The organism is Pseudoxanthomonas helianthi, assembly GCF_017939625.1.
GTDB lineage: Bacteria > Pseudomonadota > Gammaproteobacteria > Xanthomonadales > Xanthomonadaceae > Pseudoxanthomonas_A > Pseudoxanthomonas_A helianthi.
The window spans coordinates 1,595,431-1,621,052 of record NZ_JAGKTC010000001.1; the positions used below are offsets into that span (position 1 = coordinate 1,595,431).

21 protein-coding genes and 1 pseudogene are annotated in these 25,622 nt (G+C 66.2%); 14 read left to right on the forward strand and 8 right to left on the reverse strand.

The window, feature by feature from the left end:
- The 4 genes from J5837_RS07265 to J5837_RS07280 all read right to left on the reverse strand — a co-directional run.
- Nucleotides 1–1,178: hypothetical protein (locus J5837_RS07265; protein WP_210536003.1), on the reverse strand; the 1,178-nt coding region annotated here is incomplete at its 3' end.
- A gap of 162 nt (nt 1,179–1,340) precedes the next feature.
- Nucleotides 1,341–3,185: a DNA/RNA helicase domain-containing protein gene (locus J5837_RS16555; protein WP_210536004.1), complete on the reverse strand. Its 1,845-nt coding sequence runs from the start codon at nt 3,183–3,185 to the stop codon at nt 1,341–1,343.
- Between the two features lie 23 nt (nt 3,186–3,208).
- Nucleotides 3,209–3,559: a nucleotide pyrophosphohydrolase gene (locus J5837_RS07275; RefSeq protein WP_210536005.1), complete on the reverse strand. Its 351-nt coding sequence runs from the start codon at nt 3,557–3,559 to the stop codon at nt 3,209–3,211.
- Between the two features lie 56 nt (nt 3,560–3,615).
- Nucleotides 3,616–4,071 carry a nucleoside deaminase gene (locus tag J5837_RS07280; RefSeq protein ID WP_210536186.1) on the reverse strand — a complete coding sequence of 152 codons (456 nt, stop codon included), beginning with the start codon at nt 4,069–4,071 and terminating at the stop codon, nt 3,616–3,618.
- 59 nt (nt 4,072–4,130) lie between these two features.
- Here J5837_RS07280 and ubiE point away from each other — a divergent pair, with 59 nt between their 5' ends.
- Nucleotides 4,131–4,904: a bifunctional demethylmenaquinone methyltransferase/2-methoxy-6-polyprenyl-1,4-benzoquinol methylase UbiE gene (ubiE, locus tag J5837_RS07285; RefSeq protein ID WP_210536006.1), complete on the forward strand. Its 774-nt coding sequence runs from the start codon at nt 4,131–4,133 to the stop codon at nt 4,902–4,904.
- Between the two features lie 118 nt (nt 4,905–5,022).
- On the opposite strand, the gene J5837_RS07290 is transcribed toward ubiE, so the two are convergent.
- Together J5837_RS07290 and J5837_RS07295 are read right to left on the reverse strand one after the other, a co-directional pair.
- The gene (locus tag J5837_RS07290; RefSeq protein WP_210536007.1) at nt 5,023–5,664 is read right to left on the reverse strand and encodes a DUF2306 domain-containing protein; all 642 of its coding nucleotides are present in this window, start codon (nt 5,662–5,664) and stop codon (nt 5,023–5,025) included.
- Nucleotides 5,665–5,694: 30 nt separating this feature from the next.
- Nucleotides 5,695–7,953 carry a carbohydrate binding family 9 domain-containing protein gene (locus J5837_RS07295; RefSeq protein WP_210536008.1) on the reverse strand — a complete coding sequence of 753 codons (2,259 nt, stop codon included), beginning with the start codon at nt 7,951–7,953 and terminating at the stop codon, nt 5,695–5,697.
- A gap of 233 nt (nt 7,954–8,186) precedes the next feature.
- On the opposite strand from J5837_RS07295, the gene J5837_RS07300 reads away from it, so the two are divergent.
- The 4 genes from J5837_RS07300 to J5837_RS07315 are packed head-to-tail and all read left to right on the forward strand — an operon-like array spanning nt 8,187 to nt 12,777.
- Entirely contained in the window at nt 8,187–10,112 is a 1,926-nt protein-coding gene (locus J5837_RS07300; RefSeq protein ID WP_210536009.1) for a M1 family metallopeptidase, read from the forward strand.
- Between the two features lie 3 nt (nt 10,113–10,115).
- Nucleotides 10,116–11,111, forward strand: coding sequence for an alpha/beta hydrolase (locus tag J5837_RS07305; RefSeq protein ID WP_210536010.1), 996 nt, complete (start codon nt 10,116–10,118; stop codon nt 11,109–11,111).
- Nucleotides 11,108–11,827 carry a hypothetical protein gene (locus J5837_RS07310; protein WP_210536011.1) on the forward strand — a complete coding sequence of 240 codons (720 nt, stop codon included), beginning with the start codon at nt 11,108–11,110 and terminating at the stop codon, nt 11,825–11,827. Before J5837_RS07305 ends, J5837_RS07310 begins: the two co-directional genes overlap by 4 nt.
- Complete coding sequence (locus J5837_RS07315; RefSeq protein WP_210536012.1) at nt 11,818–12,777, forward strand: DUF2268 domain-containing putative Zn-dependent protease; 960 nt, start codon at nt 11,818–11,820, stop codon at nt 12,775–12,777. Before J5837_RS07310 ends, J5837_RS07315 begins: the two co-directional genes overlap by 10 nt.
- 72 nt (nt 12,778–12,849) lie before the next feature.
- Here the strand turns inward: J5837_RS07315 and J5837_RS07320 are convergent, their stop codons facing one another.
- Together J5837_RS07320 and J5837_RS07325 are read right to left on the reverse strand one after the other, a co-directional pair.
- Nucleotides 12,850–13,383: an SH3 domain-containing protein gene (locus J5837_RS07320; RefSeq protein ID WP_210536013.1), complete on the reverse strand. Its 534-nt coding sequence runs from the start codon at nt 13,381–13,383 to the stop codon at nt 12,850–12,852.
- 122 nt (nt 13,384–13,505) lie between these two features.
- Nucleotides 13,506–14,438: a carbohydrate kinase family protein gene (locus J5837_RS07325; RefSeq protein ID WP_210536014.1), complete on the reverse strand. Its 933-nt coding sequence runs from the start codon at nt 14,436–14,438 to the stop codon at nt 13,506–13,508.
- Nucleotides 14,439–14,734: 296 nt separating this feature from the next.
- Here J5837_RS07325 and J5837_RS07330 point away from each other — a divergent pair, with 296 nt between their 5' ends.
- From J5837_RS07330 to J5837_RS07370, 9 genes and pseudogenes are all read left to right on the forward strand, one after another.
- Nucleotides 14,735–15,781, forward strand: a complete 1,047-nt coding sequence (locus tag J5837_RS07330; RefSeq protein WP_210536015.1) for a rod shape-determining protein — start codon at nt 14,735–14,737, stop codon at nt 15,779–15,781.
- A gap of 167 nt (nt 15,782–15,948) precedes the next feature.
- Nucleotides 15,949–16,974, forward strand: a pseudogene (mreC, locus tag J5837_RS07335) (rod shape-determining protein MreC); the annotation flags it as partial.
- Nucleotides 16,975–16,988: 14 nt separating this feature from the next.
- Nucleotides 16,989–17,468 (forward strand): rod shape-determining protein MreD, encoded by a 480-nt coding sequence (gene mreD / locus J5837_RS07340; protein WP_210536017.1) that lies wholly within the window; start codon nt 16,989–16,991, stop codon nt 17,466–17,468.
- Complete coding sequence (gene mrdA, locus J5837_RS07345) at nt 17,468–19,474, forward strand: penicillin-binding protein 2 (RefSeq protein WP_210536018.1); 2,007 nt, start codon at nt 17,468–17,470, stop codon at nt 19,472–19,474. Before mreD ends, mrdA begins: the two co-directional genes overlap by 1 nt.
- Nucleotides 19,471–20,589: a rod shape-determining protein RodA gene (gene rodA, locus J5837_RS07350; RefSeq protein ID WP_210536019.1), complete on the forward strand. Its 1,119-nt coding sequence runs from the start codon at nt 19,471–19,473 to the stop codon at nt 20,587–20,589. Before mrdA ends, rodA begins: the two co-directional genes overlap by 4 nt.
- Nucleotides 20,590–20,729: 140 nt before the next feature.
- Nucleotides 20,730–21,869, forward strand: coding sequence for a lytic murein transglycosylase B (gene mltB, locus J5837_RS07355; RefSeq protein ID WP_210536020.1), 1,140 nt, complete (start codon nt 20,730–20,732; stop codon nt 21,867–21,869).
- A complete protein-coding gene (locus tag J5837_RS07360) occupies nt 21,866–23,167 on the forward strand; it encodes a septal ring lytic transglycosylase RlpA family protein (RefSeq protein ID WP_210536021.1) in 1,302 nt (433 codons plus the stop codon). The genes mltB and J5837_RS07360 overlap by 4 nt, the downstream gene beginning before the upstream one ends.
- 87 nt (nt 23,168–23,254) lie before the next feature.
- Nucleotides 23,255–24,451: a D-alanyl-D-alanine carboxypeptidase family protein gene (locus J5837_RS07365; RefSeq protein WP_210536022.1), complete on the forward strand. Its 1,197-nt coding sequence runs from the start codon at nt 23,255–23,257 to the stop codon at nt 24,449–24,451.
- 216 nt (nt 24,452–24,667) lie between these two features.
- The gene (locus J5837_RS07370) at nt 24,668–25,606 is read left to right on the forward strand and encodes a CsgG/HfaB family protein (protein WP_210536187.1); all 939 of its coding nucleotides are present in this window, start codon (nt 24,668–24,670) and stop codon (nt 25,604–25,606) included.
- The last annotated feature ends 16 nt before the right edge of the window (nt 25,607–25,622 follow it).

Genomic DNA, 25,622 nt, shown 5'->3' on the forward strand with positions numbered 1-25,622 from the left:
GGGCCATGATCAATGACGAATCCATGGAATGGCCACGGGCCCTCTCCAGGTGGCGTGTCATCCGGACGAGGCGGATGCACGGTGATATTCAGGAAAGTTTCGGCTGGATCGAATCCTGTCACCTGGTTGTTCACCGAATATGTGAATCCTTCTTGGATCACGTGTATGACTTGCGAGTTCTGATCGGGTCTTTCGAAGACAGGGTGGGTCAGATAGATGGGTTTTGGTGGAGAAGGCAGGTCCCTTTGCTTCCAAAGCCTTGCCGCTTGATGTTGATGCTTCTTGAAGGCGACATAGATCATCCGATCCAGGCAATACCTAGCATTGAGTGCCGTAGCAATGTTCTCGCGATACCCATGATCGATCTTGGTATGCCAGAGCCCATTGTTCTCAAGTTGCACAGCTTGTGGTGTGAGCTGTGAGATATTGTGCAGGTCGGATGTACTGACCCCCCATTCAATCGCCTCAATACGAAGGCGCTCCGCGTCGATCTGTACGTACTCAACGGGTTCTTTAACATTAGCAGAGATCCATTCTTTGTTCCTTGTATTGAATGGTGCTTTCCATCCGCCGATTAAGAGCTGCATCCAGAAATTTGGTGTCGTATTGCTGATGTCTTTCCATTGATAAACGCAGTATTCAGACTCGATTTCAAGGAAGTACGCCTTTCTTGTTTCAACTAGCGCGCCGAAGTAGTCCTTGTTCGCAATGAGACTGGCTGCTAGCTGGAGATGCGGCTGGAGCTGGTGATTGGCCGGAAGTAGATCGGATAAGAAAACATCTGTGATGTCTTTTCCAATCACCTGCCTCAAGGTGGAAGAGATTGCATCATTTGCAACGCTCAGGTAGGTTGCCGTTGAAACAGGGTCGGTCAGTTGTCCGTAGTGCTTAACGATGATTCGCTGCTTATTGAGTGCTTTCAGGGATCCTGACTTAGGGACCTTGATTCCTCTTAAGCCAAGCTCTCCAATTAGTTGATCAAAAGAGAGCGATTCGAGGCTTTTGTCTTGATCAGCATCAATCTCTTTCAGGCACGATAAGAACACGATCTCTAGTGCATCTTGGAGAAAGATAAGCCCAGCAGAGCACGTGTGCTGATTAGCTAGCGATATGAGCTGACGAGCCTCGTCAAGAATTGTTTTGGCTGTTATGAGCGCGTGGACGGTCTCTTGCTTCATGGCCCCAAACTACCTAATAGCTGGACCCCAGGGTCCCGGTTGTACGACTTGCCCACAGCGTGTTGATGCGGCTCGATCTTATGGTGCCGGGTTTAGCTAACAACCGGACCCAGAGCGGTCTCAATTCGTCGCCCGTCAACGTCCGATTCGGGTCGAAAGAAGTCAGCAAGAAGACGTCCCCTCAGCGTAGATGTAGCAGCCCTTCATTCCCCGGCTCATCAGTGTTTTGTACGTATTCCGAATGATCAGGTCGAGGCGCTCTCGGGTCGCGTCCGGATGTTGCTTCAACAATGTCTTGTAGCCACGAACGGAACGGTCCATGCGTGAGCGAGCCTCAGGAACCGTGACGGGCCTGCCGTCACGCCACTGCAGGTCCGGGCCGATAATCACCCCCACATAGTCCAGCTCCAGTCCCTGACACGTGTGGATGCAGCCGACTTGTTCGACCGAGTTCGGAGCGACGATCCAGAGGCTCCCATCTTTGTCCAGGTTCCACTGCGCCTTGTAACCGAACTCGGGCAGCTCGATGTCCCACGCCTTCGGGTCCTTCTTGCTCTTCCAGTCCCAGCAATATCCAGCGACCACGCGGGCCTTGTTATTGATCGCGCTCTTCTCGCGGATCAATTCATGCAACTCCACCGGCGAATCGATGATGCGGAAGTCGAAACTGTTGCGGTCGAAGTCGGTGTTGGCGGATTCCCGAATACCGAGGAAGTTGTCCAGCCAGGCGATGTAGCCATCGGAGCCCGCGCAGCGGAACTGCGAAGCCAGCTCCAGACGGGTGACTTCGGCGCCGAGGTTACGGGCCCAGCGTTCCAGTTCCTCCGTGCGGCCGATGTCGGACAGGGTCACGATCTGATCGTCGTCGGCAAAGAAGACCGTACAACGCGCGCTGCGGATAAGCTCCATGATCTGGTTCTCGCCGAGGTTCCCGTACAGGCCGCTCTTCTCGTTGAGACGATGCGCTTCGTCCACCACCAACGTATCGAAGACGTTGGGCTCGGCCGTATGGAAGCCGCCCGAACCATTGAACAGCACATCGATCTGGGCCTTCCTGAGGTGCCCGGCCAACTTCTGCTTGTAGACCGCGCGTGGCGCCGCGTTCTTGGAGACATAGCGCACGTTCTGACCGCGCTTGGTCAGTTCGACCAGCAAGTTCACCGCCACCACCGATTTGCCGGTGCCAGGCCCACCACTGACGATGACCACCTGCTTGCGCGTGTCGCTGGCCTGCATGGCTCTGGCCAGGCAGGTCTCGTGTACCACCTTTTGGTCATCTACCAGGACGAACTCGCGATTGCCCTTGAGCACCTTCGCGAGGCTGTCCGCCAGCATCTTCGATGGGCGGATGCGGCCCTGCTCGATCCGGTACAACAAGTCGCCCTTGTCGCCCTTCCGGACATGCTGCTTGATGAAGGCGCGCAACCGCTTGCGCTCCTCCTCGCCTTTCAGGAACAGCGGCGCCTTTTCGATGTAGGGGGCATAGTGGACATGGTCCACGGCCCCCTTGGTGGGGTGGTTATGAAGGTAGGCGCAAGGCCGGAGGCCGATGCCGTTCTCGTAAACGGCTTCGTTGAAGCCTTCCAGAAGTGCCGCGTAGGACCACGCCTGGTACGACGGATGCGGCCCTTCGGCGGCCACCGCATTCCCGCCGCGATGCGCGACGATGATGCCGTCCTTGTCGCTCAGCGTGGAATCGGACCACTGCTTCAGCTCGACGATGATGACGTGTGGTACGTCGTCGTCGGAACGCCCCGATAGCAGGAAGTCGATTCGCTTGGAGGTTTGGGGAATGCCGAACTCGATACCGACGCCCATGTCATCCGGCAACTCGTTGTCCCTGAGTACGTTGGCCATCTGGCCCAGCGATTGCTGCCACGACCGATACTCGCTGTGAGTCGCATAGCGGCCCGTTCGGTCGAGGTACTTGGCGGCGACAATGTCCTCGATGACCCGATCGGTCACGTCCTCGAGAAAGCGAGTCCTGGTCTCTTGGTAAACGATCACGCAAGGCTCCCCAGGCCTGACGATTACAGCTCAGTGTACTTGGTGCTTCGACCCCTGGCCTTGTCAGCCGGATACTTTGCGGCATTCTTCAGGAGTTTGCCGCTTGCCGCCGCCATCAGGTCGATGTCCAGCTTGTCGGCAAGGCGCACCAGGTAGAGCAGTACATCCGCCAGTTCCTCGGCCACCTCATCCCGTTTTGCCCCAGAAAGCGCGCGGCTCTGCTCCTCCGTCAGCCATTGGAAGTGTTCCAGGATCTCGGCAGCCTCGACCGCGAGCGCCGTTGCCAGGTTCTTGGGCGAATGGAACTGGTCCCAGTCCCGCTCGGCCGCGAAATCGCGAAGCGCTGACCGGAGGTCTTCGATATTTGTCTGCATGGCTTTTCGCCTTGTCCTTCTATCCGCCGTCAATCGACCCTCATCCTCGGCAAGCCTCAATCCTCGCCAATGTCCTCATTCCACACCTCTGGATGCTCGGCAATGAACCCGCCAAGCAGGTCGATGCATTCCTGGCTGTGCAGGTCGATCACGTTCACCCCGGCCTCGCGCAGCCAGTCGATGCCACCCTGGAAGGTCTGCGATTCGCCGACCACCACCGTGCCGATGCCGAACTGCCGCACCAGCCCGCTGCAGTACCAGCACGGCGCCAGCGTGGTGACCATGATCGTGTCCTTGTACGAACGCTGGCGGCCCGCCTTGCGGAACGCATCGGTTTCCCCGTGCACCGACGGATCCCCTTCCTGCACCCGGCGGTTGTGCCCGCAGCCCAGCAGGCGGCCGTCGGCGTGGTACAGCGCCGCGCCGATGGGAATGCCGCCCTCGGCCAGCCCCCGGCGGGCTTCGGCGATGGCGGTGTCGAGCAGGGCGGCGTAGTCGGGCGTGGCGATCATCGGATTCGCAGGGAAGAGGGCCGGGTCCATCCTAACGCCGCGGATGCGATAATGGCCGCATGAGCCCCAGCGAAAAACCGTCCCCCTACGACACCGGCACCACCCACTTCGGCTTCCGCGACGTCGCCGCGAAGGACAAGCAGAAGCTGGTCGGCGAGGTGTTCACCTCGGTCGCGCGCAACTACGACCTGATGAACGACCTGATGTCGCTGGGCGTGCACCGCCTGTGGAAGCGCTACTTCGTCGGCACCGCCCAGGTGAAGCGCGGCGACCGCGTGCTCGACCTGGCCGGCGGCACCGGCGACATCGCCATGCTGCTGAAGGATCGGGTCGGCGACGCGGGCGAAATCGTCCTGGGCGACATCAACGCCGGCATGCTCTCGGTCGGCCGCGACCGCATGACCAACCTGGGCAAGGTCAACGGCTTCGAATACGTGCAATGCAATGCCGAAGCCCTGCCGTTCCCCGATGCCAGCTTCGATCTGGTCACGATCGCTTTCGGCCTGCGCAACGTCACCGACAAGGACGCCGCCCTGCGCGAAATGCATCGCGTGCTGAAGGTCGGCGGACAGGCGCGGGTGCTGGAGTTCTCGGAAGTGAAGGCCGAGTGGTTCAAGCCGGTCTACGACTTCCACTCGTTCAACATCCTGCCCAAGCTGGGCAAGCTGTTCGCCAACGACGCCGACAGCTACCAGTACCTGGCCGAAAGCATCCGCAAGCATCCGCCGCAGGAACAACTGAAGGCGATGATGGAAGAAGCCGGCTTCGCCCGCACCAGCTACACGAATCTGTCGGCCGGCATCGTCGCGGTGCATACCGGCTACAAGGTGTAAGGGTAGGGCGGGTCATGACCCGCCGCTTCTGCAGATTGCGGCTGATGATGGCGGGTCATGACCCGCCCTACCGCTGCCTGAGCCCGCCTGACGGCTGCAGAGCAGATCCTCGGTTATCTCATTCCGGCGCCAGGGCCTTGCTCGCAACGACCGGCGCGCCGAGCGCGGTCCTCCGCGCGAACGCCCACTCCGCGACCAGCAGGTTGGGTACCCAGCACAGCCAGGCGACGATCGGGTAGGCCAGCGCGAACGGTATGCCCGACAGTCCCGAAAGCGGCAGGTAGATGCGTAAGGTCACGGCGGCGAGGCTGAGGGCGAAATTGCGCACGATCCAGCGGCGGTGTTCCGCGACGGCGCCGGCGCGGATCGCACGGTACGCGCGGAACCCGGTGTAGAGCCACGCCGCCGCGAGTGTGGCGAATCCCAGCTTGGCGACGGGTCCGCCGTAGGCGAACGTGGACATGTACAGCGCCGCCACCCCGCCGACCCCGACGCCCACACCCAGATAGACGCGGCCCGACATGCGATGCAGCCAGGGATGCCGGCGCCGCAGCCATCCCGAGAACTGGAACGGCCCGAGGATGAGCGCCGTCGTCGCCGCGAACACGTGCGTGTAGATGCCGATGCGATGCGCGAGGAAGTTGGCGCGCATCTCCGGACCCATGAGCTTGCCGAGCGGCAGGAAGGCATAGGCCCAGATCGCATAGGCGGCGACGCCCAGCGCGAGGATGTACACGCAGGCGGAAACGAATCGCTTCATCGTGTCTGGACAGACATGGCGGAGGCAGCGTTACGGTTGCCAACCGTAACTGAGCTTGAGGAACACGCTGCGCGTGCTGCCGAACATGTCCGGGTGGTCGTCGTCCATGAACGCACCGTAGGACGCGCCGGCGTACAGCGCGGTGCGCGGGTTGATCTTGTACGAATAGACCATCTGCGCGGCCCAGTCGCGCGCCCTTTCCTCGACCGGATCCGGGTACAGGGACAGGTCGCGCTTCACCGAACTGCCCTGCAGGGTCAGGCGCAGGCGCTGGCGCGGGTTGAACTGCCAGCTGCCGCCGATGTTGGCCACGGTCGCGGTGAACGCGGTGCCGCCATCGCGCTTCATCTGCTGGCGGATGATGTCCCAGTCGGTGGCGATGCCGCGGCCGATGCTGGCGTTGCCGTACAGCTCGATCATCGTGCGGTGGCCGGTCTTGTCGGCGTCGCGGTCGATCAGCGTACCGGCCTGCACGTAGGCGCCGAGCTGCCAGTTGCCGTTCGGGCGGAAGTTGGCGTTGATGTCGGCATAGTGCTCGTCGAACATCCTGCCGTTCCAGTACGCGACGCGGGTCATGCCGTGCAAGCGCATGAAGCTCTGCATCGGCCCGTTCACGCCGACCTGCGCCTCCAGTTCGCGTTCCAGCAGGCGGCCGTCGAAGCGATGGGTGATGTCCCAGTCGGCGTACAGGCTGATGCGCTCGAACGACTTGCCGTCGCGGTACCACATGCGCTGGCCGCCGACCAGCGACTTGTCGTAACCGACCATGCCGATGAAGCCGAGGTCGGCGCGGAAGCCGGGATCGATGTCCTCGTGCCAGGCATCGATGTTCCAGTTGCGGTTGCTGAAGTTGTACGCCGTGCGCCAGGCATTGCCCGCCGGGCTCGGGTCGCTGCCCAGTTCGTCCGCGTAGATCTCCGCGATGTCGTCGGGATATTCGGACTGGCTGTGCAGCAGTTGCGCAGTGACCGTGTGGCCGCCCTTGCGCCAGCGCCCGTCCACGCCTGCCAGGTTGTTGGCGTAGTCGTCGCCCTTGCGGAAGGTGCCGATCGCGCCGAGGCTGAAATCGTTGCTGATGTCGTAGCGGTAGCGGCCCACCACCACGTCCGCCTTCTGCTCGAGGTGCTCGAAGCCGGAGCCCTGCACGCCCGGCACCAGCAACTGGGTGGTGGCGTCGCGCGCCACGAACGCGCCGTAGGCGCTGCCGCCGCTGCGCCCGGTGATGCGCAGGCCAAAGTCGGGGTCGGCGATCTGGCGGGTGTAGAGCACGCTGAACGGAGTGGTGAAGTAGTCCGCGCCTTCCAGGAAGAACGGGCGCTTCTCCTGGTAGAACAGGGCGAAGCTGTTGTTGATGTCGAGTTGCAGCTCGTCGGTTTCGACCTGGGAGAAATCCGGGTTGAGCGTCGCGTTCAGGGTCATCGCCGGCGACGGCGTCCAGCTCACGTCGACGCCGGGTTCGATCGAACTGTCGCCGTCCTGCCATTTCTCGCCCGCGGCATCGCGGGTCTGGACCTTGCTCATGGTCAGGGTCGGCACGATTTCCAGGTTGCGGCCCTGCTGCGCGCCGGCGAAGCCGTCGTACTTGCCCCACTCGCACTGGAAGCAGTTGGATTCACGCGGCACCTTGTGGCTGGTCAGCTGGTGGCGCTTGTCGCGCGGCCAGTTGCGGAACAGCGAGATGCCCCAGCGCTGGTCGTCGGCGGTGTGCGGGAAACGCAAGGTGGAGAACGGGATGCGGATCTCGACGTCGTAGCCCTCCGCGGTGATCTGGCCTGCGCTGCTCCACAGGCCATCCCAGCTCTCGTCTTCCTGGTTCTCGGTATTGGTTTCGTCGCGGATCAGGTCGGCCTGCACGCCCAGCGGATTGACGATCAACTCGTAGCCGCGGCGGTTGTCGTTGAAGGTGTCGAGGAACACGCCCACCCAGTCGTCGCTGAACATCGCATCGCGATCGCGCAGGTGGGCACGGATCGCGGACGGATCCGGATCCAGCGCGTGGAAGGCCAGGTACAGCGCATCCGGGGTGTAGCCGACGCGGACCGTGGTCTTGACCGGTGCCGGGGTGTTGTCGCCGGGCTGGATGTCGTAGGCGATTTCCTGCACCAGCGCGCCCTGCCAGGCGGCATCGTCGAGCTTGCCGTCGATGGCGATCTCGCCCTGCAACTGCGGGATGCGCCCGGCGGGAAGCGAATGGGCGGCTTGCGCCGGCACGGGGGCCTGCTGGGCCTGGGCGAAGGGGGCACACAACAGCAGGGCCGCGATCAGTGCGTGCGGCTTCGAAACAAGCATGTTCAAGCGTCTCTCCCCATGAGGCGTCGGTGGTTTGTACGTGTGTGATGCGCGCACGAGCCCGCGGGTTGGCATGACCAATGGCAGGGGTCGCACGGGGCAGCGCCACGATGGCGCAGGCCGTTCGCCTGCCGCAGAGCCGCAAGCGGGGTGGACCAAAGCCATGGCCGCGCATGCGGCGGCTCGACCGGGGCGGCGGTAAACTCGGCGTTTTCCGCAAGCAGGCCGAATCCATGCGTCAGTTGCTCCTGTCCACCGCCATCGCCGCCAGCCTTGGCCTCGCCCTCGCCGGTTGCGAGCGCAGCCCGAGCCCCGAACCCGCCGCCGCTCCGGCCAAGCAGGCGGCCACCGTGGAGAAAGTGGTGGACGAACATTCCTATGCCGAGCCGGACAAGGTCCGGACCACCGACCTGGCGCTGGACCTGGCCATCGACTTCGCCAGCAAGACCATCAGCGGCACCGCGACCTACAGCCTGGACTGGCTCGACAAGAACGCCACGCAACTGCTGCTGGATACCCGCGACATCAAGGTGCAGAAGGCCGAAGGCCTCGGCGCCGACGGTCAGTGGACCGAACTGAAGTTCGCGCTGGCCGGCAAGGATCCGATCCTGGGCAGCAAGCTGACCATCGAAACCCCGACCCGCCCGGCCAAGGTGCGCGTGACCTACGCCACTTCGCCCGAGGCCTCCGGCCTGCAGTGGCTGGAGCCGTCGATGACCGAAGGCAAGAAGCAGCCCTTCATGTTCAGCCAGTCCCAGCAGATCCACGCGCGTTCGTGGGTGCCGCTGCAGGACACGCCGCAGATCCGCTTCACCTATTCGGCGCACGTGGTCGCGCCGAAGGACGCGATGGTGCTGATGAGCGCGGACAACGATCCGGCCGCGGTGCGCGACGGCGACTACAGCTTCAAGATGCCGCAGAAGATCCCGTCCTACCTGCTGGCCATCGCCGCCGGCGACCTGGTGTTCAAGAAGATCGGCGAGCGCAGCGGCGTGTGGGCGGAACCGGCGATGGTGGACAAGGCCACCGCCGAATTCTCCGACACCGAAAAGATGATCGACACCGCCTCGTCGCTGTATGGCCCGTACCGCTGGGGCCGCTACGACCTGCTGGTGCTGCCGCCGTCGTTCCCCTACGGCGGCATGGAGAACCCGCGCCTGACCTTCGCCACGCCCACGGTGATCGTCGGCGACAAGTCGCTGGTGTCGCTGGTCGCGCATGAGCTGGCGCACAGCTGGTCCGGCAACCTGGTGACCTTCGCCACCGACAAGGACGCGTGGTTGAACGAAGGCACCACCACCTACGTGCAGGGCCGCATCACCGAGGCGCTGTACGGCAAGGACATGGCCGACATGGAGAACATGATCGACCGCGACGCACTGAAGGAGGAGTTCAAGACCCTGGACCCGAAGCTGCAACGCCTGTCGCTGAAGCCCGGCGACCTGGCCGACCCGGACAATTCCTCCAGCGCCACCGTGTACACCAAGGGCGCCTGGTTCCTGCAGTTCCTGGAGCAGCGCTTCGGTCGCGAGGTCTTCGATCCGTTCCTGAAGGGCTACTTCGACCACTTCGCCTTCCAGAGCATCACCACCAAGCAGTTCCGCGATTACCTGCAGGCCAACCTGATCGACAAGCACCCGGGCACGGTGACCATGGCCGACGTCGACGCGTGGCTGTACGAGCCGGGCATCCCGGCCGGTGCGCCGGTGGCGGAGTCGGGCAAGTTCAGCGCCGTCGACGCCGCGCGCATCGCCTGGTCGGGCAGCGGCACGCTGCCGCTGCCGCAGGTCACCGCGAGCTGGAACACCCAGCAGTGGAGCCGCTTCCTCGAGGGCATGGGCGAGACGATGAAGCCGGAACAGCTGAAGCAGCTCGACGACGCCTACCACTTCAGCGGCACGCCGAACGGCGAGATCGCGATGCGCTGGTACCCGCTGGCGATCCGCAGCGGTTACAAGGACGCGTGGCCGGCAGCGGGCGAGTTCATCCAGCGCGTCGGCCGGCGCAAGCTGATCATCCCGGTCTACAAGGAACTGGTGAAGACGCCGGAAGGCCTGGCCTTCGCCAAGGAAGTGTTCGCCAAGGCGCGGCCGGGCTACCACCCGATCACCACCGCCACGGTCGAGGAGACCATCGCCAAGGCGGAAGCCGGCAAGTAAGCGATGACCGGGCGACGCTGGCGCAAGGCGGTCCTGTTCGCGCTGGCGTCGCTGTTCATCGTATTGGTGGTTGCGGGGGCCGCGCTGTGGCGCGACCCCTTCTTGCTGGTGCAGGCCGATAACCTGCGCGCGGCGCGCGCAGCGGGCCTGCAGCGGCATGAGGTAGAGGCTGCAGGCCATCGCTGGGTGTACGCCGAACGCACGGCGGCGCGCGACGATGCGCGTGCTTCTGAAAAACCTGTCATCGTGATGATCCATGGCTTCACCGGCAGCAAGGAAAACTGGTATCCGCTGGCGCACGCGCTGGGCGATCGCTATCGGCTGGTGATGCCGGACCTGCCGGGGTGGGGCGAAAGCCAGCGCATCGCCGGGCAGGACTACGGCTTCGTCGCGCAAAGCCGTCGCGTCGCCGCCTTCATCCGCGCGGTGTCGCCGGACCGTCCGGTCGTGTTGCTGGGACATTCGATGGGCGGCGGCATCGTTGCGCTGACTGCGGCGGATTTTCCGAAGGAAGTCGGCCGCGTCGGCCTGTTCGACGCCGCCGGCGTGCGCTTCCACGACAACCGTTTCGGCGAACAGGTGCTGGCCGGCGAAAATCCGTTCGCCGTGGACGATCCGGCTTCGCTGCGGCGTTACATCGACACCGTGTTCCATGTCGAATCGGCGAAGCCGGTGATCCCGTGGCCCGCATCGGCGGTGGTCGCGCGCTGGCGCGCGCGGCAGGCCCCGTTCGAGCAGCGGGTGCTGGACAGGATCGGCCGCAGCGACGAACGTTTCCTGCCCGGCGAGGCCGCAACCCGCATCCGCCGGCCCGCATTGCTGTTGTGGTGCCGGCAGGACGCGGTGATCGATCCCAGCGCGCTCGGGCTTTACGCCGCGCGCATGCCGCAAGCGGCTAAAGTGATGCTGGACGGCTGCGGGCACATGTCGATCATGGAAAAGCCCGCGGACGCAGCCCATGCGGTGACGCAACTGATCGAGAAGGGAGTGCCACGATGAAATTCCGATTTGCCATCATCGCCGCCGCCATCGCGCTGGCCGCCTGCACCGATCGCGAAGCCGCGCAACGCGAAGCCGCGGCCGCGCTGGCACAGCAGCAGGAAGAGGCCGCCGCCGACCTGGCGGAGAAATACGACCAGGAACTGGTCGCGCAGCGCTGGGAGAAAGCGCGTATTCATGGCGCCGCGTTGCTGGCGCAATATCCGAACACCAAGGCCGCGGCGCAGGTGAAGCAGACCTTCGACGACACCAAGGCCAAGGCCGAGACGCAGCGCGAGCAGGATCGCCTGTCGTCGCTGTGGAATTACGCGGAAGTGCCCGCGGCCGGCGGCACCCAGCGTTCGGCGTCGATCTACAGCAAGGAAGGCGTCGACGTGGACAGCAGCGGTCCGCGCACCGTGCAACTGGTGTTCCGCGACCATCCCAAATGGAAGCGCAGCAGCTACCTGGTGCTGCAGGCCGGCGATTTCCGCTGCGCGGGCGGTTGCACGGTCAAGGTCAGCGCCGATGGTGGCGCGCCGAAATCGATGGCGGCGACGCGTCCGAACACCGACGAGGCCATCGCGATGTTCATCGAGGACAACAAGGGGTTGTGGAGGCTGGCCGGCAAGTCGAAGAAGATCGAGATCGAGTTCCCGGTCAAGGCCGGCGGCACGCGCAAGGCGGTGTTCGAGACGGGTGGGGTGAACAAGGAGCGGATGCCGGGTTGGAATTGAGGATGCGGCGCGCGGCGCTGGTTTGCCTGGCCCTCGCATCGGCGATCCTGCCGCTGCAGGTCCGCGCCGCTACCGACCCGATCCGCTCGGAGGACGCGCGGCGTTTCGCACGATTGATCGATGCCGGCGATGGTCTGCCGGACGCGGACGTGCTGCGGCGGCAATACTTGGAACAGGCTTCGCCGACACTGCAGAAATATCTTCCGGAGTACATCATCGACGCCGGCAAGCTGGCCGATGCGATCCGCGCCGACCCGCAGCGCTATGTCTCCGCCGCGCGCGATTGCCTGCCGATGCTGGAGCGCATGGGCGACGAAGTCCTGGCGGTGGATGCGCGATATGCCGCATTCATGCCGGAGGCACAGCCGGCCGAGGTGGTGCTGTTGTTCGGTGCGGGTAATTCCACCGGCACGGTCGTGGGGCGACGTGTCGTGCTGGCGCTGGAGAAAGTCTGCGATGGCGCCAACGACGAAGCCGCGCTGCGCGAACGCCTGCGCGGACTGGTGGCGCACGAGTGGGTGCACACCGGGCAACCCGACCCGACCGATGCGGATCGTCGCGACCTGTTGGCTTGGGCATTGCGCGAGGGCGCGGCGAGTTTCCTGGCCGCTACCGTACTGGGGCAGGACGCCAGCGCTTCCGACCATGCCTGGGCGATGCAACGCGAATCGGCGTTGTGGCGGCAATTCCAGGCCGATCGCGCCACCATGCGCGCGCACTGGCCGCTCGATGCCGCGGAGCCGGACGCAGAGGCTGTCGCGGCGGGCACGCGCTGGTTCTGGAACAGCGCTTCCGCCGACGGGCGTCCGGCCGATCTAGGCTATTGGGTTGGGCAGCGCATCGCGGCCGTGTGGTATTCCCGCCAGGGCGACAAGGGCGAGGCGATGCGCCGCCTGATCGCGATGGCGTCGCCGGACGATATCGTGCGCGAGAGTGGTTATTCACCCTGAGCCGCCAGTCGGGTGCGTTTACAGCAGATACCTCAAGTGCGGTTGCCGGGGACGGCAACTGGAAATCGAGGTTCAGTCGCCACCAACGAAATACTGGATGGACCAGTCGCCTTGCCGCGGGATGCGCAAGGTAATGCGGTAATCGACCGGGGAACGCGCGAGATCGCGGCGCACGTAACCGGTCGTGCCGCGCCACTTCACCTGCCACCATTCCGCTTCGTCGGCATCGGCCAGCTCGAGGACGTCATGATTCGCGCGGCCCAGCAACGGGGCGTGCGTCGAAGGCGCACTACGCACGGCCACTGCGGTGCCGGTAACGACGACGTAATCGTAGCCGGTCAAATGGGACGCCATGGGGGCATCTGCGCATGCGGGATACGGCGCGCACCACTCCCATGCCGTCTCATGCCTTGATTGCGATCCACCCAGTGCAAGAATCTCGCGCAGCGCGTTCCACAATTGCGTATCGGCGCGCGCGGGTTCCCAAACCGTGTCGAGGCCAGCGGGTCCTGCGTCGCCGCCAAAACTGATCTTTGCGTCATCCGGCAAATGCCGCTTGAGCGCGGGGAGGTCGTGCCGCGCCACTATGTCGGCGAGTTCGGCCACGGCCGCTTGCACGCGTGGATCCAGCCGCGCCGGATCTGACGGCGACACGTGGGGGTTTGCGTATGCGAAGGCCGAGCCCGCAACGGCCGACAGAACGGCGACGGCGCAGTGCGCGATGGGTCTCAGAGCGAATACCCGAACTGCTGCTTGAACTGTTCGTTGAATTCTTCGAAGTCGAAGCGCTGGTTCTGGGTGCCGGGGTGTTCGACTTTCAGCGCGCCCATCAGGTTGCCCATGCGGCCGATGGTCAGCCAGTCGTAGCCCTTCTCGATGCCGTAGATCAGGCCGGCGCGGAACGCGTCGCCGCAGCCGGTCGGGTCGGTGACGCGGCGTTCGTGCGCCGGCGGCACGTTCCAGCTCTTCTCCGGCGTGTGGATGATCGCGCCCTTGGGGCCCTGGGTGACGATGTAGGCCTTCACCCGCGACACGATGTCCTTCTCGTTCCAGCCGGTGCGCTCCTGCAGCAGGTTCGACTCGTAGTCGTTGACCACCACGTAATCGGCCTGCTCGATGAAGGTGCGCAGTTCCTCGCCGTTGAACAGCGGCATCGCCTGGCCCGGATCGAAGATGAAGGGCACGCCCATCTCGGCGAACTCGACCGAGTTCTGGATCATGCCTTCGCGCCCGTCCGGGCCGACCAGCCCGATGGTCACGCCGGGCACGTCCTTCACGTGGTTCTCGTAGCTGCGCATCATCGCGCCGGGATGGAACGCGGTGATCTGGTTGTTGTCGTGGTCGGTGGTGATGAATGCCTGCGGGGTGAACAGCTCGGTGATCACCTTGACCCGGCTCAGGTCGATGCCGAGGCCTTCGAAGTATTCGCGATACGGGCCGAAGTCCTGGCCGACCGTGCCCATCGGGATCGGGTCGCCGCCGAGCAGCTTCAGGTTGTAGGCGATGTTGCCGGCGCAGCCGCCGAATTCGCGGCGCATGCGCGGCACCAGGAACGAGACGTTCAGGATGTGCACCTTGTCCGGCAGGATGTGGTTCTTGAACTGGTCCGGGAACACCATGATGGTGTCGTAGGCGAGGGAACCACAGATCAATGCGGACATTCGGCAAGGGCTCGGCTGGGGACCGGCCCCCTGGCCGGTCGGTGACGGAATGCGGCCGATCGACGGCGCGCGGGGGCGAAGGTTAACGGTTGGGGCCGGCCAAGGCCATCGGGGCGGCATCGGGGCCGCGGCGGGAAGGGTGCGCAACCCGGCGCAAAACCCGCGTCTTCACGCGGAATTTCCTTGCCGGTGAACAGGGGGATTGCTAGGCTAGCCGCCCCCCGTTTCTGCCTGAAAAACCGGGCCCGAGCCCGGTTTTTCGGCGCGTTCCATCCCCTTGCAGGACCCACCCCCGAATGTTCAAGAAGCTCCGCGGCATGTTCTCCAACGACCTGTCCATCGACCTGGGCACGGCCAACACCCTGATTTACGTGCGCGGACAGGGCATCGTCTTGAACGAACCCTCGGTGGTGGCGGTGCGCACCGACCGCGCCATCGGCGGCAACCGCACGGTCGCCGCGGTCGGCGCCGAGGCCAAGCAGATGCTCGGCCGCACCCCCGGCAACATCACCACCATCCGCCCGATGAAGGACGGCGTCATCGCCGACTTCACCTACACCGAGGCGATGCTGAAGCACTTCATCCGCAAGGTGCACAAGAGCCGCTTCCTGCGCCCCAGCCCGCGCGTGCTGGTGTGCGTGCCGGCCGGCAGCACCCAGGTCGAGCGCCGCGCGATCAAGGAATCGGCCGAGGAGGCCGGCGCCCGCGACGTGTACCTGGTCGAGGAACCGATGGCCGCGGCGATCGGTGCCGGCATGCCGGTGTCCGAGGCGCGCGGCTCGATGGTCATCGACATCGGCGGCGGCACCACCGAGGTCGCGGTGATCTCGCTGTCGGGCATCGTCTACTCGCAGTCGGTGCGCATCGGCGGCGACCGCTTCGACGACGCCATCATCAACTACGTGCGCCGCAACCACGGCATGCTGATCGGCGAGGCCACCGCCGAGCGGATCAAGCTGGAAATCGGCTGTGCCTACCCGCAGGCCGAGGTCGCGGAGATGGAAGTCTCCGGCCGCAACCTGGCCGAAGGCGTGCCGAAGATGATCAAGATCACCTCCAGCGAGGTGCTGGAGGCGCTGCACGAGCCGCTGTCGGGCATCGTCAGCGCGGTCAAGCTGGCGCTGGAACAGACCCCGCCGGAACTGTGCGCGGACGTGGCCGAGCGCGGCATCGTGCTGACCGGCGGCGGCGCCCTGCTGCGCGACCTGGACCGCCTGATCAGCGAGGAAACCGGCCTGCACGTGCAGGTCGCCGACGACCCCCTGACCTGCGTCGCCCGCGGCGGCGGCCGCGCGCTGGAACTGGTCGACATGCACGGCAACGAGTTCTTCACCCCGGAATGAGATGAGACCGGGCGACGGGAGCGGGGAACGGGAGATGTGGAATCCGACGTGTCCGGCACCCGTCTCCTTGTTGTCGCCACTGTAAAAACAGACGCGCGCGTTGCAAGATGAGTTCGTTTCGCGCCCTGTCTCTCGCCTCCTTCTTCTCGTCTCCCGGCCCTTAGAGCGTGCCTTCCTACACCAGCCCGACGTTCGATTCGCGCCCGGGTGAAGTGGCCGGCACGTTGCGCCTGCTGGCCTACCTGGCGCTGGCCATCGCGCTGATCTTCCTCGACTCGCGCGGCGCCTGGCTGCAACGCGTGCGCGCGCAGGCGGAGCTGGCGGTGCAGCCGCTGTGGTGGCTGGCCGGCCTGCCGGGACGGGTCGGCAACACGTTGCGCGACGACGCGGCGACCAACACCCAGCTGATCAAGGAAAACCGCGCGCTGCGCAACGAACTGCTGCTGGCCAACGCGCGCCTGACCCGTTTCGCCACCGCCGCCGCCGACAACCAGCAATTGCGCGCGCTGCTCGGCGCGGCGCAGCGCGACGAACTGAAGGTGCAGCTGGCGCCGATCCTCAACATCGACCTGGACCCGACCCGCCAGCGCCTGGTGCTGGACGCGGGCAGCCGCGACGGCGTGCGCGTCGGCCAGACCGTGCTCGACGCCGGCGGCCTGATGGGCCAGATCATCGACGTGCGGCCGATGCATTCGACCGTGCTGCTGCTGACCGACCCCGACCACGCGGTGCCGGTGATGGTCGCGCGCAACGGCGTGCGCCTGGTTGCCTACGGGCGCGGGCGCAGCGACCGGCTGGAACTGGTCAACATTCCGCGCAACAGCGACGTGAAGGTCGGCGACGAGATCGTCAGCTCGGGCCTGGGCGGACGCTTCCCGGCCGGTTTTCCGGTGGGCAAGCTGCGCGCGCTGCACCCGGACGAAAGCCATGCGTTCTGGATCGGCGACGTGACCCCGGCCGCGCAGCTCGACCGCGGCCGCGACGTGCTGCTGCTGATGAGCGGGCAGCCGAAGCTGCAGGTTCCCGCCACCGTGCCGGCGCCCGCTGCCGTTGCGGCCGCACAACCGGCCTCCGCGCAAGCGACAACGGCCGGCGCGGCGAAGCCCGCGGCGACGGCACCGGCGGCCACGACATCTCCATCGCAATCCGCGGCGACGCCACCCGCCGCCACGAAGCCCCAGGCCGTGCCCGCGCAGGAGCCGCGTCGATGAGCCGTTCGCGCGCCAACTGGCTGCTGCCGGTCAGCCTGCTGCTGGCCCTGGTTCTGGGCCTGTTGCCGCTGCCGGACCTGCTGCAGCCATTCCGGCCGTACTGGTTGGCGCTGGTGCTGGCCTACTGGGTGATCGAAGCGCCGGAACGCGCCGGCCTGGGCCTGGCCTTCATCTGCGGCCTGGCCGCGGACCTGGTGTTCGGCGGCCTGCTCGGGGAACAGTCGCTGCGCCTGGTGGTGATGGCCTTCATCCTGCAGCGCTTCCGCGCGCAGTTGCGCTTCTTTCCGTTGTCGCAGCAGGCGCTGGCGGTGGGCGGCCTGTTGCTCAACGATCGGGTCATCGCCGCCGGCGTGCACCTCGTCGCGCGGCAGCCGCAGTTGCCGGCCAGTTACTGGTGGGCGCCGTTGATCGGCATGCTGCTGTGGGCGCCGCTGTTCCTGTTGCTCGACGGCCTGCGCGAAGGCCGCAAGTCCTAGTGGCCCGCCGGGCGAGCAAGAACCCGGCCGCCGAGGCCGAGCAGTTCCGGCGCCGCGCCGCGCTGGGTTTCGTCGTCGTCGCGGTGGGCCTGCTCGGTTTGGCCGTGTGGTACTTCAGGCTGCAGGTCCTCGAACACGACGAATACGTCACCCGTTCCGAAGCCAACCGGATCAAGCCGCAACCGGTGGTGCCGGGGCGCGGCAGCATCTTCGACCGCAACGGCAAGCTGCTGGCCGAGAACATCCCCGCCTTCCGCCTCGACGTGCTGCCGGAAAAGGCCGGCGACCCGAAGCGGCTGGTCGCCGAACTCGGCAAGCTGATCGCGCTGTCGCCGGAAGACATCGAGCGCTTCGAGGAGGCGCGCAAGGCCGGCCGCGGTTTCCGTCCGGTCACGTTGAAGCTGGGCCTGAGCGAAGACGAGATCGCGCGCTTCGTGGTCGACCGTTGGCGCTTCCCCGGCGTCGAAGTGGTGCCGTACCTGACCCGCCGCTATCCGTACGGCCCGCTGTTCGCCCACGTCATCGGCTACGTCGGCCGCATCGACGAGAAGGACCTGCAGACGCTCGGCGAAGGCAATGCCGCGCTGACCCACATCGGCAAGACCGGGCTGGAGCGCTACTACGAGGAAAGCCTGCGCGGCCGCATCGGCTACGAGAAGGTCGAAACCAACGTCGAAGGCCGCGCGCTGCGCAGCGTCGGCCGGGTGCCGGCGGTGCCCGGCGCGGACCTGCGCCTGAGCCTGGATGCCGACCTGCAGCGGGCGATGGTCGCCGCGTTCGGCGACCTCGAGGGTTCGGCGGTGGCCATCGATCCGCGCACCGGCGGCATCCTCGCCATGGTCAGCCTGCCCAGCTACGACCCGAACCTGTTCGTCAACGGCATTTCCCACGCGGACTACAAGGCCTTGAACGAAAACCCGTCGCGGCCGCAGTTCAACCGCCTGGTGCTGGGCGGCGTCGCGCCCGGTTCGACGGTGAAGCCGCTGACCGCGCTGGCCGGCCTCGACAGCGGCGTGCGCAAGCCCGAGGACAAGATCCTGTCCACCGGCATGTTCCGCCTGCCCGGCATGCGCGGGCGCGGCTGGGGCGATTCGCATCGCGGCGGCCACGGCTGGACCGACGCGCGCAAGTCGATCTACGAATCGGTCAACACCTACTACTACCAGCTGGCCCTGGACATGGGCGTGCAGCGCTACGACGAGTACATGGCGAAGTACGGCTACGGCCAGAAGACCGGCATCGACCTGGCCGGCGAGATCGAAGGCATCGTGCCGTCGCCGGCGTCGAAGATGAAATACGCCAAGGAGCGCTGGTATCCCGGCGACCTGGTGAACTCGGCCATCGGCCAGGGCCTGTGGAAGGTGACGCCGCTGCAACTGGCGCGCGCCGTCGCCACCATCGCCGACGGCGGCCTGATGCGGCGCCCGCACCTGGTGGCCGATACGCGTTCCGGCTTCGATGCGCCATGGGAACCGTTGCCGCAGCCGGCGCCGGTGCGGATCAGCGATCGTCCCGACCACGTGCGCGTGATCCAGGAAGGCATGGAGATGACGGTCAGCATCGGCACCGCCGCCAGCGTATTCCGCGGCTCGGCCTACGCGTCGGCCGGCAAGACCGGCACCGCGCAGGTGGTCAACCGCAGCGCGCAGGCGGTCGACCCGAAATCGCTGCCGCTGTGGAAACGCCATCGCGCGCTGTACATCGGTTACGCGCCGGCGGACAAGCCGACCATCGCGGTCGCGGTGGCGGTGGAAGGCGGCGGCTTCGGCGCCGCCACGGCCGCGCCGATCGTGCGCAAGATCTTCGACGCCTACCTGCTGGGCAAGATGCCAGAAGGCGCGGAACTGCTCGACCTGCCGACGCTGGCGAAGGCGCAGACGACCGGGCCGGCGTCGGCAGGCACGACGGGCGCCGCCGCGAACCCCGCAGCAGCACGGACGACAGCGGATATCCCCAAGCCGGCGCCGACTCCTGCAGCGCCCGACACCACGGAGCCGACGCGATGAGGGACATCCTGCGCTGGTGCTTCGACCTGCTTGGCGAGTTGCTGCGCACGCTGGACCCGTGGCTGCTGGCCGCGCTGGCCGCGTTGATGGCCATCGGCCTGGCGGTGATGTACAGCGCCGGCGGCGATGCCCAGGGCATGCACCTGGTGCTGGCGCAGGGCGCGCGCTTCGCCGCGGGCGTGGTCGCGATGTGGGCGTTGTCGCGGGTGCCGCCGGTGCGCCTGCGCGCGTGGACGCCGGGCGTGTTCGCGTTCTCGCTGCTGCCGCTGGTGCTGGTGCTGTTCATCGGCGGCGGCAAGCACGGCAACCACTGGATCAACCTGAAGTTCTTCTATTTCCAGCCGTCCGAGCTGGTGAAGATCACCTTGCCGATGATGCTGGCCTGGTACCTGCACCGCGAACCGCTGCCGCCGCGCCTGCGCACCGTGGTCGTGGCCGGCGTGCTGATCGCCGTGCCGGTCGGCCTGATCATGCTGCAGCCGGACTTCGGCACCGCGATGCTGGCGGCGGCCAGCGGCGCGTTCGCCCTGCTGCTGGCGGGCCTGCCGTGGTGGTGGGTCGGCATCGGCGTCGGCAGCGTCGCCGCGGCTGCGCCGGTGGCGTGGTTCTGGTTCCTGCGGCCGTACCAGAAGGACCGCATCCTGACCTTCCTCAATCCGGAAAACGATCCGCTGGGCACCGGCTGGAACATCATCCAGTCGAAGATCGCCATCGGTTCGGGCGGCTGGACCGGCAAGGGTTGGGGGCAGGGCACGCAATCGCACCTCGACTTCCTGCCCGAGCACACCACCGACTTCGCCTTCTCGGTGTTCAGCGAGGAATTCGGCTGGGTCGGCGTGGCCGTGGTGCTGGCCCTGTACCTGTTCGTGATCGGGCGCTGCCTGTGGATCGCGATCGAAGCGCGCGATACCTATTCGCGCCTGCTCGCCGGCACCATGGGGCTGGCGATCTTCGTCTACGTGATCGTCAACGGCGGGATGATTTCCGGCCTGTTGCCGGTGGTCGGCGTGCCGATGCCCTTGCTCAGTTACGGCGGCACCTCGGCGGTGTCGTTGCTCGCGGGTCTCGGCCTGGTGATGGCGGTCAGGGCGCACCGGCCGGTGCATGGATATTGAGAAGCGAGCGTAGAGGCGCGAGAAGTGAGGAACGGATTGAAGGCGATGCCACCCTTTCCTCACTTCTCACTCCACCGCGCTCACTCCCGCTTCCTTCCCGTTCATGTGCCGCGTCGCGAGCGCGTGCTACCCTCGCGCCGATGATCCGACGCGCCTTGCACACGCTGCTTTCCGCTTCACTCCTCGCCTTGGTCGCCTGCGCGACCCAGCCCTCCAAACCACCCTCCGCGAAAACGCCCGCATCGTCCCCGCCGCTCGCGGAAACCTCGGTCGAAAGCAATCCGGCCGACGCCAGCGTCGACCTGACCCCGGTGGAGTTCGCCGTTGCGCGCGCCGATTTCGTTCGCGACACCGCGAAGCGCTTCGGCATCGATGCCGGTTATATCGATCGCGTACTGGCCCAGGCCGTGTACCGCGACGACGTGGTCGCGCTGATGTCCAAGCCGGCCGAACGAGTCAAGCCCTGGAACGAATACCGCGCGCGCATGCTGACCGACGCGCGCATCGCCAGCGGCCGCGAATTCTTCGCCACCCATCGCGCGGAACTGCAGCGCGTGTACCAGCGCACCGGCGTGCCCGGCGAAATCATCACCGCGATCGTCGGCGTGGAAACCAGCTACGGCGGCTTCACCGGCAAGCACCGCGTGCTGGATGCGCTGTACACGCTGGCGTTCTACTACCCGCGCAGCGGCGACCCGGCCAAGGCCGCGTACGAGCAGCGCCGCGAACTGTTCTTCCGCGACGAGCTGGCGCAGCTGTTCGCGCTGGCGCGCGAGGAGAAGCTCGACATCCTCTCGGTCACCGGCAGCTACGCCGGGGCGATGGGCATGGGCCAGTTCATGCCGTCCAGTTACCGCGAATTCGCCGTGGACGGCGACGGCGATGGCCGCCGCGACCTGTTCGACGATTACGACGACATCTTTTCCTCGATCGCCAACTACTTCGTGAAGAAGGGCGGCGAGCAGGGCGGCTGGGTGCGCGATGGCGTGGTGGCGGCGCAGGCGGCGCTGTTGCCCGGGCATGAGGAATTCAACCCGACCGACTGGCTGCCGGTATACACGCTGGAAGATCTCGCCGCGCGCGGCTACCGCCCGCTGCAGCCGGTCGCCGCTGGCCTCACCGCGACGCCGGTAACCCTGCAGGCCAGCGACGGCAAGCAGTACTGGTTCGGCTTCCGCAACTACTACGCCATCACCCGCTACAACAATTCGAAGATGTACGCGATGGCGGTGTACCAGTTGTCGCAGGCGATCCTCGGCCAGGAACTGCCCCCGGCATGAAGCGACTCGTGCCGACGCTGCTGTGCATCGCGCTCGCGGCCTGCAGCACCGCGCCGAAGAAGTCCTCTCCCGCCGCCGGCCATTCGGGCAAGCCCGCGCATCCCGGTTCGGTCGCGAGCACGCGCCCGGGCGCGGGCGACCACGACTGCTCGCGCTACGCGCCCGCGCAGGAAGACCTGTCCACCCGCGGCGACTACGTCGCCGGCGGCCTGTACCGGCCCGGCGTTTCCGATTCCACGCCCGACCACGTGCCCGACCTGGACTGCATCGCCGAACCGACGGTCGTCGACGAGGCGTATTCGTCCATCGGCAACCGTTCGCCGTACAAGGTGCTGGGCAGGTCGTACAAGGTGCTCGACAGCGCCAAGGGTTACGTCGAACGCGGCACCGCGTCGTACTACGGCAACAAATTCCACGGCCGGCTCACCTCGAACCGCGAGGTGTACGACATGTACGCCTACACCGCCGCGCACAAGACCCTGCCGCTGCCCAGCTTCGCCCGCGTCACCAACCTCGACAACGGCAAGTCGGTGGTGGTGCGGGTCAACGACCGCGGTCCGTTCCATGATGGCCGGGTCATCGACCTGAGCTACGCGGCGGCGGTGAAGCTGGGCATCACCGCGCGCGGCACCGGCAACGTCGAAGTGCGCGGGCTGACCGCGAAGGAAGCCGCCGCGCAGCCGGTGCTGGCGAAGGCGGAAACGAAGCCTGCCGAAAAAACCTCCGACATGGATCGGCTGGTCACCCGCCTGCCCGCGGAAACGAAGCCCGTTTCGAACGCGGCGCTGGCGACCGAGGTGCCGTCCGCGCCGGACGACGGTTATCGCTACCGGGTGGTGCCCGACGCCAGCCGTCCGGCCAGCGCCGACCGTTTCGATGCGTGGCTGAAATCACGCGGGCTGCAGGAGGTCGGCGGCAAGATCGTGCCGGTGGCGGAAGCGACCACGGTCGCTGCATCGGACACGAAGTCCGTTGCGTCCGCGACGAAAGTGGATTCCACGCCTGCGCCGACGCCGACGCCCGCGGAGCGCGTAGCGTCGAGTTCGCAGCCAATGGTTTCAGCAGCGGGGCAGGTGTGGTTGCAGGTGGGCAGCTTCGCCAGCCGCGACAACGCCGAGCGCGCGCTGGCCCGGCTGACCGCGGCCAATGTCGCCGGCGCGCGGCTCAGCGATGTTGAAAGCAATGGCCGCACGTTGTGGCGCCTGCGCGTCGGGGCGCCCGACGCGGCCAGCGCAGATGCCCTGGCAGGCCGCATTGCCAACCTTGGCTTCGGCCAGCCGCAGCGGGTACGCGAATAAGCCCGTCGAGGCGCTGTTTTCCAACCAGTCGTCAGTGCACAGCCCTTACAATTCCCGTTTTCCCGCATTCCCCCGGAGTCCGTGCCCGTGAAGTCCCGTTTCATCCTCGCCGCTCTGGCCACCGCCGCGTTCGGCCTGGCCGTCGCGCAGACGCCCGCCCCGCCAGCCGCGCCGGCCGCCGCCGCTTCCGTCGCCATTCCGCCCGCACCCAAGCCGGTCGGCACCGCGTGGCTGGTCATGGACTACGCCAGTGGCCAGATCCTCGCCGGCGAGAACTACGACCAGCGCCTCGAGCCGGCCAGCATCACCAAGGTGATGACTTCGTACGTCGTCGCCGCGGAGATGAAGAACGGCAAGGTCCGCCCCACCGACCAGGTGATGATGAGCGAGCGCGCCTGGCGCGAAGGCGGTGCCGGCACCGACGGCAGCTACAGCGGCTTCGAACTGAACAAGACCGCGCCGATCAAGGACATGGAAATCGGCATGGCCGTGCAGTCGGGCAACGACGCCGCGATCGCCCTGGCCGAACACGTCGCCGGCAGCGAGGAGGCCTTCGCTTCGCTGATGAACAGCTATGCCGCGAAGATCGGCATGAAGAACTCGCACTTCGTCAACGCGCACGGCCTGTCGGCGCCGGAACACTATTCCACCGCGCACGACCTGGCCCTGCTCGGCCGCGCCTTCGTCCACGACTATCCGGAAACCTACGCGTACAACAAGATCCGCGAGTTCAAGGTCGGCGCGATGAACCCGCAGCCGAACCGCAACCTGCTGCTGTGGCGCGATGGCAGCGTCGACGGCATCAAGACCGGCCACCATTCCGGCGCCGGTTACTGCCTGATGAGCTCGGCCCAGCGCGGCGACCAGCGCCTGATCGCGGTGGTGATGGGTTCCACTTCGGAAAAGCAGCGCGCCGACGACAGCCTGGCCCTGCTCAACTGGGGTTTCCGCTTCTACGAGACCCACCGCCTGTACGGCCCGGAGAAGGCCGTCGCCACGCATCGCGTGTGGAAGGGCACCAGCAAGCAGGTGCAGCTGGGCGTGGCCGAGCCGATGCTGGTCAGCGTGCCGCGCGGCCGCTACGACCAGCTCAAGCCGAGCATGGACGTGCCCAAGCAGCTGGTCGCGCCGATCGCCAAGGGCCAGAAGATCGGCATGGTCAAGGTCACCCTGGACGGCAAGGTCGTCGCCCAGGCCCCGTTGGTCGCGCAGAACGCGGTCGAGGAAGGCCGTTTCTTCCGCCGCCTGTGGGACGCGTTCTGGATGTGGTGGGAGTCGGAGTGATCCGGTCGCGACGATGAAACAGGAAAAGGCCGGCTTTCGCCGGCTTTTTCGTATCTGCGGGAAACCGGGACGCTGCGAGGCGGCTGCCCCGGCCGCGCCTCCTGCCATATCATCGTCCGGCGCCGCATGGCGGCGCAGGGGGAACGCCGCAAGCGGCGTTGACGGAATCAATCACTGATAGGGAATGTTCGCATGAGCTTCAAGTTCAACACGTCGATGGCGCTGGCCGTCGGCATCGGCGCCGTCTTGCTGGCCACGATGGGGCAGGCTGCGGCAGGGCAGAGCGCGCAGGAGCTGCGCAAGCAGAAAACGGCCGAGATCCCGGTTTGCGCCAAGTCGCTGGGCACGATTTCGGTGATCGAACCCGAGGATGGCACCAACTGGTGGTCCGGCCAGCAGCTGCCGGCGCCGTCCAAGCTGATCAAGGTGTTCGTCAACAAGTCGCGCTGCTTCACCCTGGTCGACCGCGGTGCGGGCATGGATGCGGCGATGCGCGAGCGCGACCTGGCCTCGGACGGCCAGCTGCGCAACCGTTCCAACATCGGCAAGGGCCAGATCAAGGCGGCCGACTACGTGTTGGTGCCGGACCTGATCTCGCAGAACAGCAACTCGGGCGGCAATGCGATCGGCGGCCTGCTGGGCGGGCTGATCGGCGGCAACGCCGGCGCGGTGGTCGGTGGCCTGAACTTCAAGAAGAAGACCGCCGACGTGGTGCTGACCGTGACCGACGTGCGTTCGTCCGAGCAGGTGGCGATGGCCGAAGGCAGCGCCAAGAAGACCGACATGGGCTGGGGTGCGGGCGGCAGCCTGTTCACCGGCAGCCACTGGGGCAGCGCGGGCGCCAGCGGTTACGCCAACACCGAGATCGGCCAGGTCATCACCCTGGCCTACCTGCAGGCCTATTCCGACCTGATCGGCCAGCTGGGCGGCTTGCCGGCCAACGCTTCGGCCGCCAATGCCAGCCAGGCGATGCAGGTGACCAAGCCGGCGCGCCTGCTGGCCAACGCCAAGGGCAGCGGCAAGGCGCTGCGCGACCTCGACCCGGGCGCATTGCTGTACCCGACCGGCACCAAGGAAGGCGCGATGTGGGAAGTCGAGGACGAGCTCGGCAACAAGGGCTGGATTTCCAGCAACTTCATCGAGCTGGCGAAGTAACACGCTGCGCCGGGGT

Bases quoted from the DNA above. Each gene is read 5' to 3' on its own strand.
- J5837_RS07275 (WP_210536005.1), bottom strand. From the start codon at position 3,559: ATGCAGACAAATATCGAAGACCTCCGGTCAGCGCTTCGCGATTTCGCG.
- J5837_RS07280 (WP_210536186.1), bottom strand. From the start codon at position 4,071: ATGATCGCCACGCCCGACTACGCCGCCCTGCTCGACACCGCCATCGCC.
- ubiE (WP_210536006.1), top strand. From the start codon at position 4,131: ATGAGCCCCAGCGAAAAACCGTCCCCCTACGACACCGGCACCACCCAC.
- J5837_RS07290 (WP_210536007.1), bottom strand. From the start codon at position 5,664: ATGAAGCGATTCGTTTCCGCCTGCGTGTACATCCTCGCGCTGGGCGTC.
- J5837_RS07295 (WP_210536008.1), bottom strand. From the start codon at position 7,953: ATGCTTGTTTCGAAGCCGCACGCACTGATCGCGGCCCTGCTGTTGTGT.
- J5837_RS07300 (WP_210536009.1), top strand. From the start codon at position 8,187: ATGCGTCAGTTGCTCCTGTCCACCGCCATCGCCGCCAGCCTTGGCCTC.
- J5837_RS07305 (WP_210536010.1), top strand. From the start codon at position 10,116: ATGACCGGGCGACGCTGGCGCAAGGCGGTCCTGTTCGCGCTGGCGTCG.
- J5837_RS07310 (WP_210536011.1), top strand. From the start codon at position 11,108: ATGAAATTCCGATTTGCCATCATCGCCGCCGCCATCGCGCTGGCCGCC.
- J5837_RS07325 (WP_210536014.1), bottom strand. From the start codon at position 14,438: ATGTCCGCATTGATCTGTGGTTCCCTCGCCTACGACACCATCATGGTG.
- J5837_RS07330 (WP_210536015.1), top strand. From the start codon at position 14,735: ATGTTCAAGAAGCTCCGCGGCATGTTCTCCAACGACCTGTCCATCGAC.
- mreD (WP_210536017.1), top strand. From the start codon at position 16,989: ATGAGCCGTTCGCGCGCCAACTGGCTGCTGCCGGTCAGCCTGCTGCTG.
- rodA (WP_210536019.1), top strand. From the start codon at position 19,471: ATGAGGGACATCCTGCGCTGGTGCTTCGACCTGCTTGGCGAGTTGCTG.
- mltB (WP_210536020.1), top strand. From the start codon at position 20,730: ATGATCCGACGCGCCTTGCACACGCTGCTTTCCGCTTCACTCCTCGCC.
- J5837_RS07360 (WP_210536021.1), top strand. From the start codon at position 21,866: ATGAAGCGACTCGTGCCGACGCTGCTGTGCATCGCGCTCGCGGCCTGC.
- J5837_RS07370 (WP_210536187.1), top strand. From the start codon at position 24,668: ATGGCGCTGGCCGTCGGCATCGGCGCCGTCTTGCTGGCCACGATGGGG.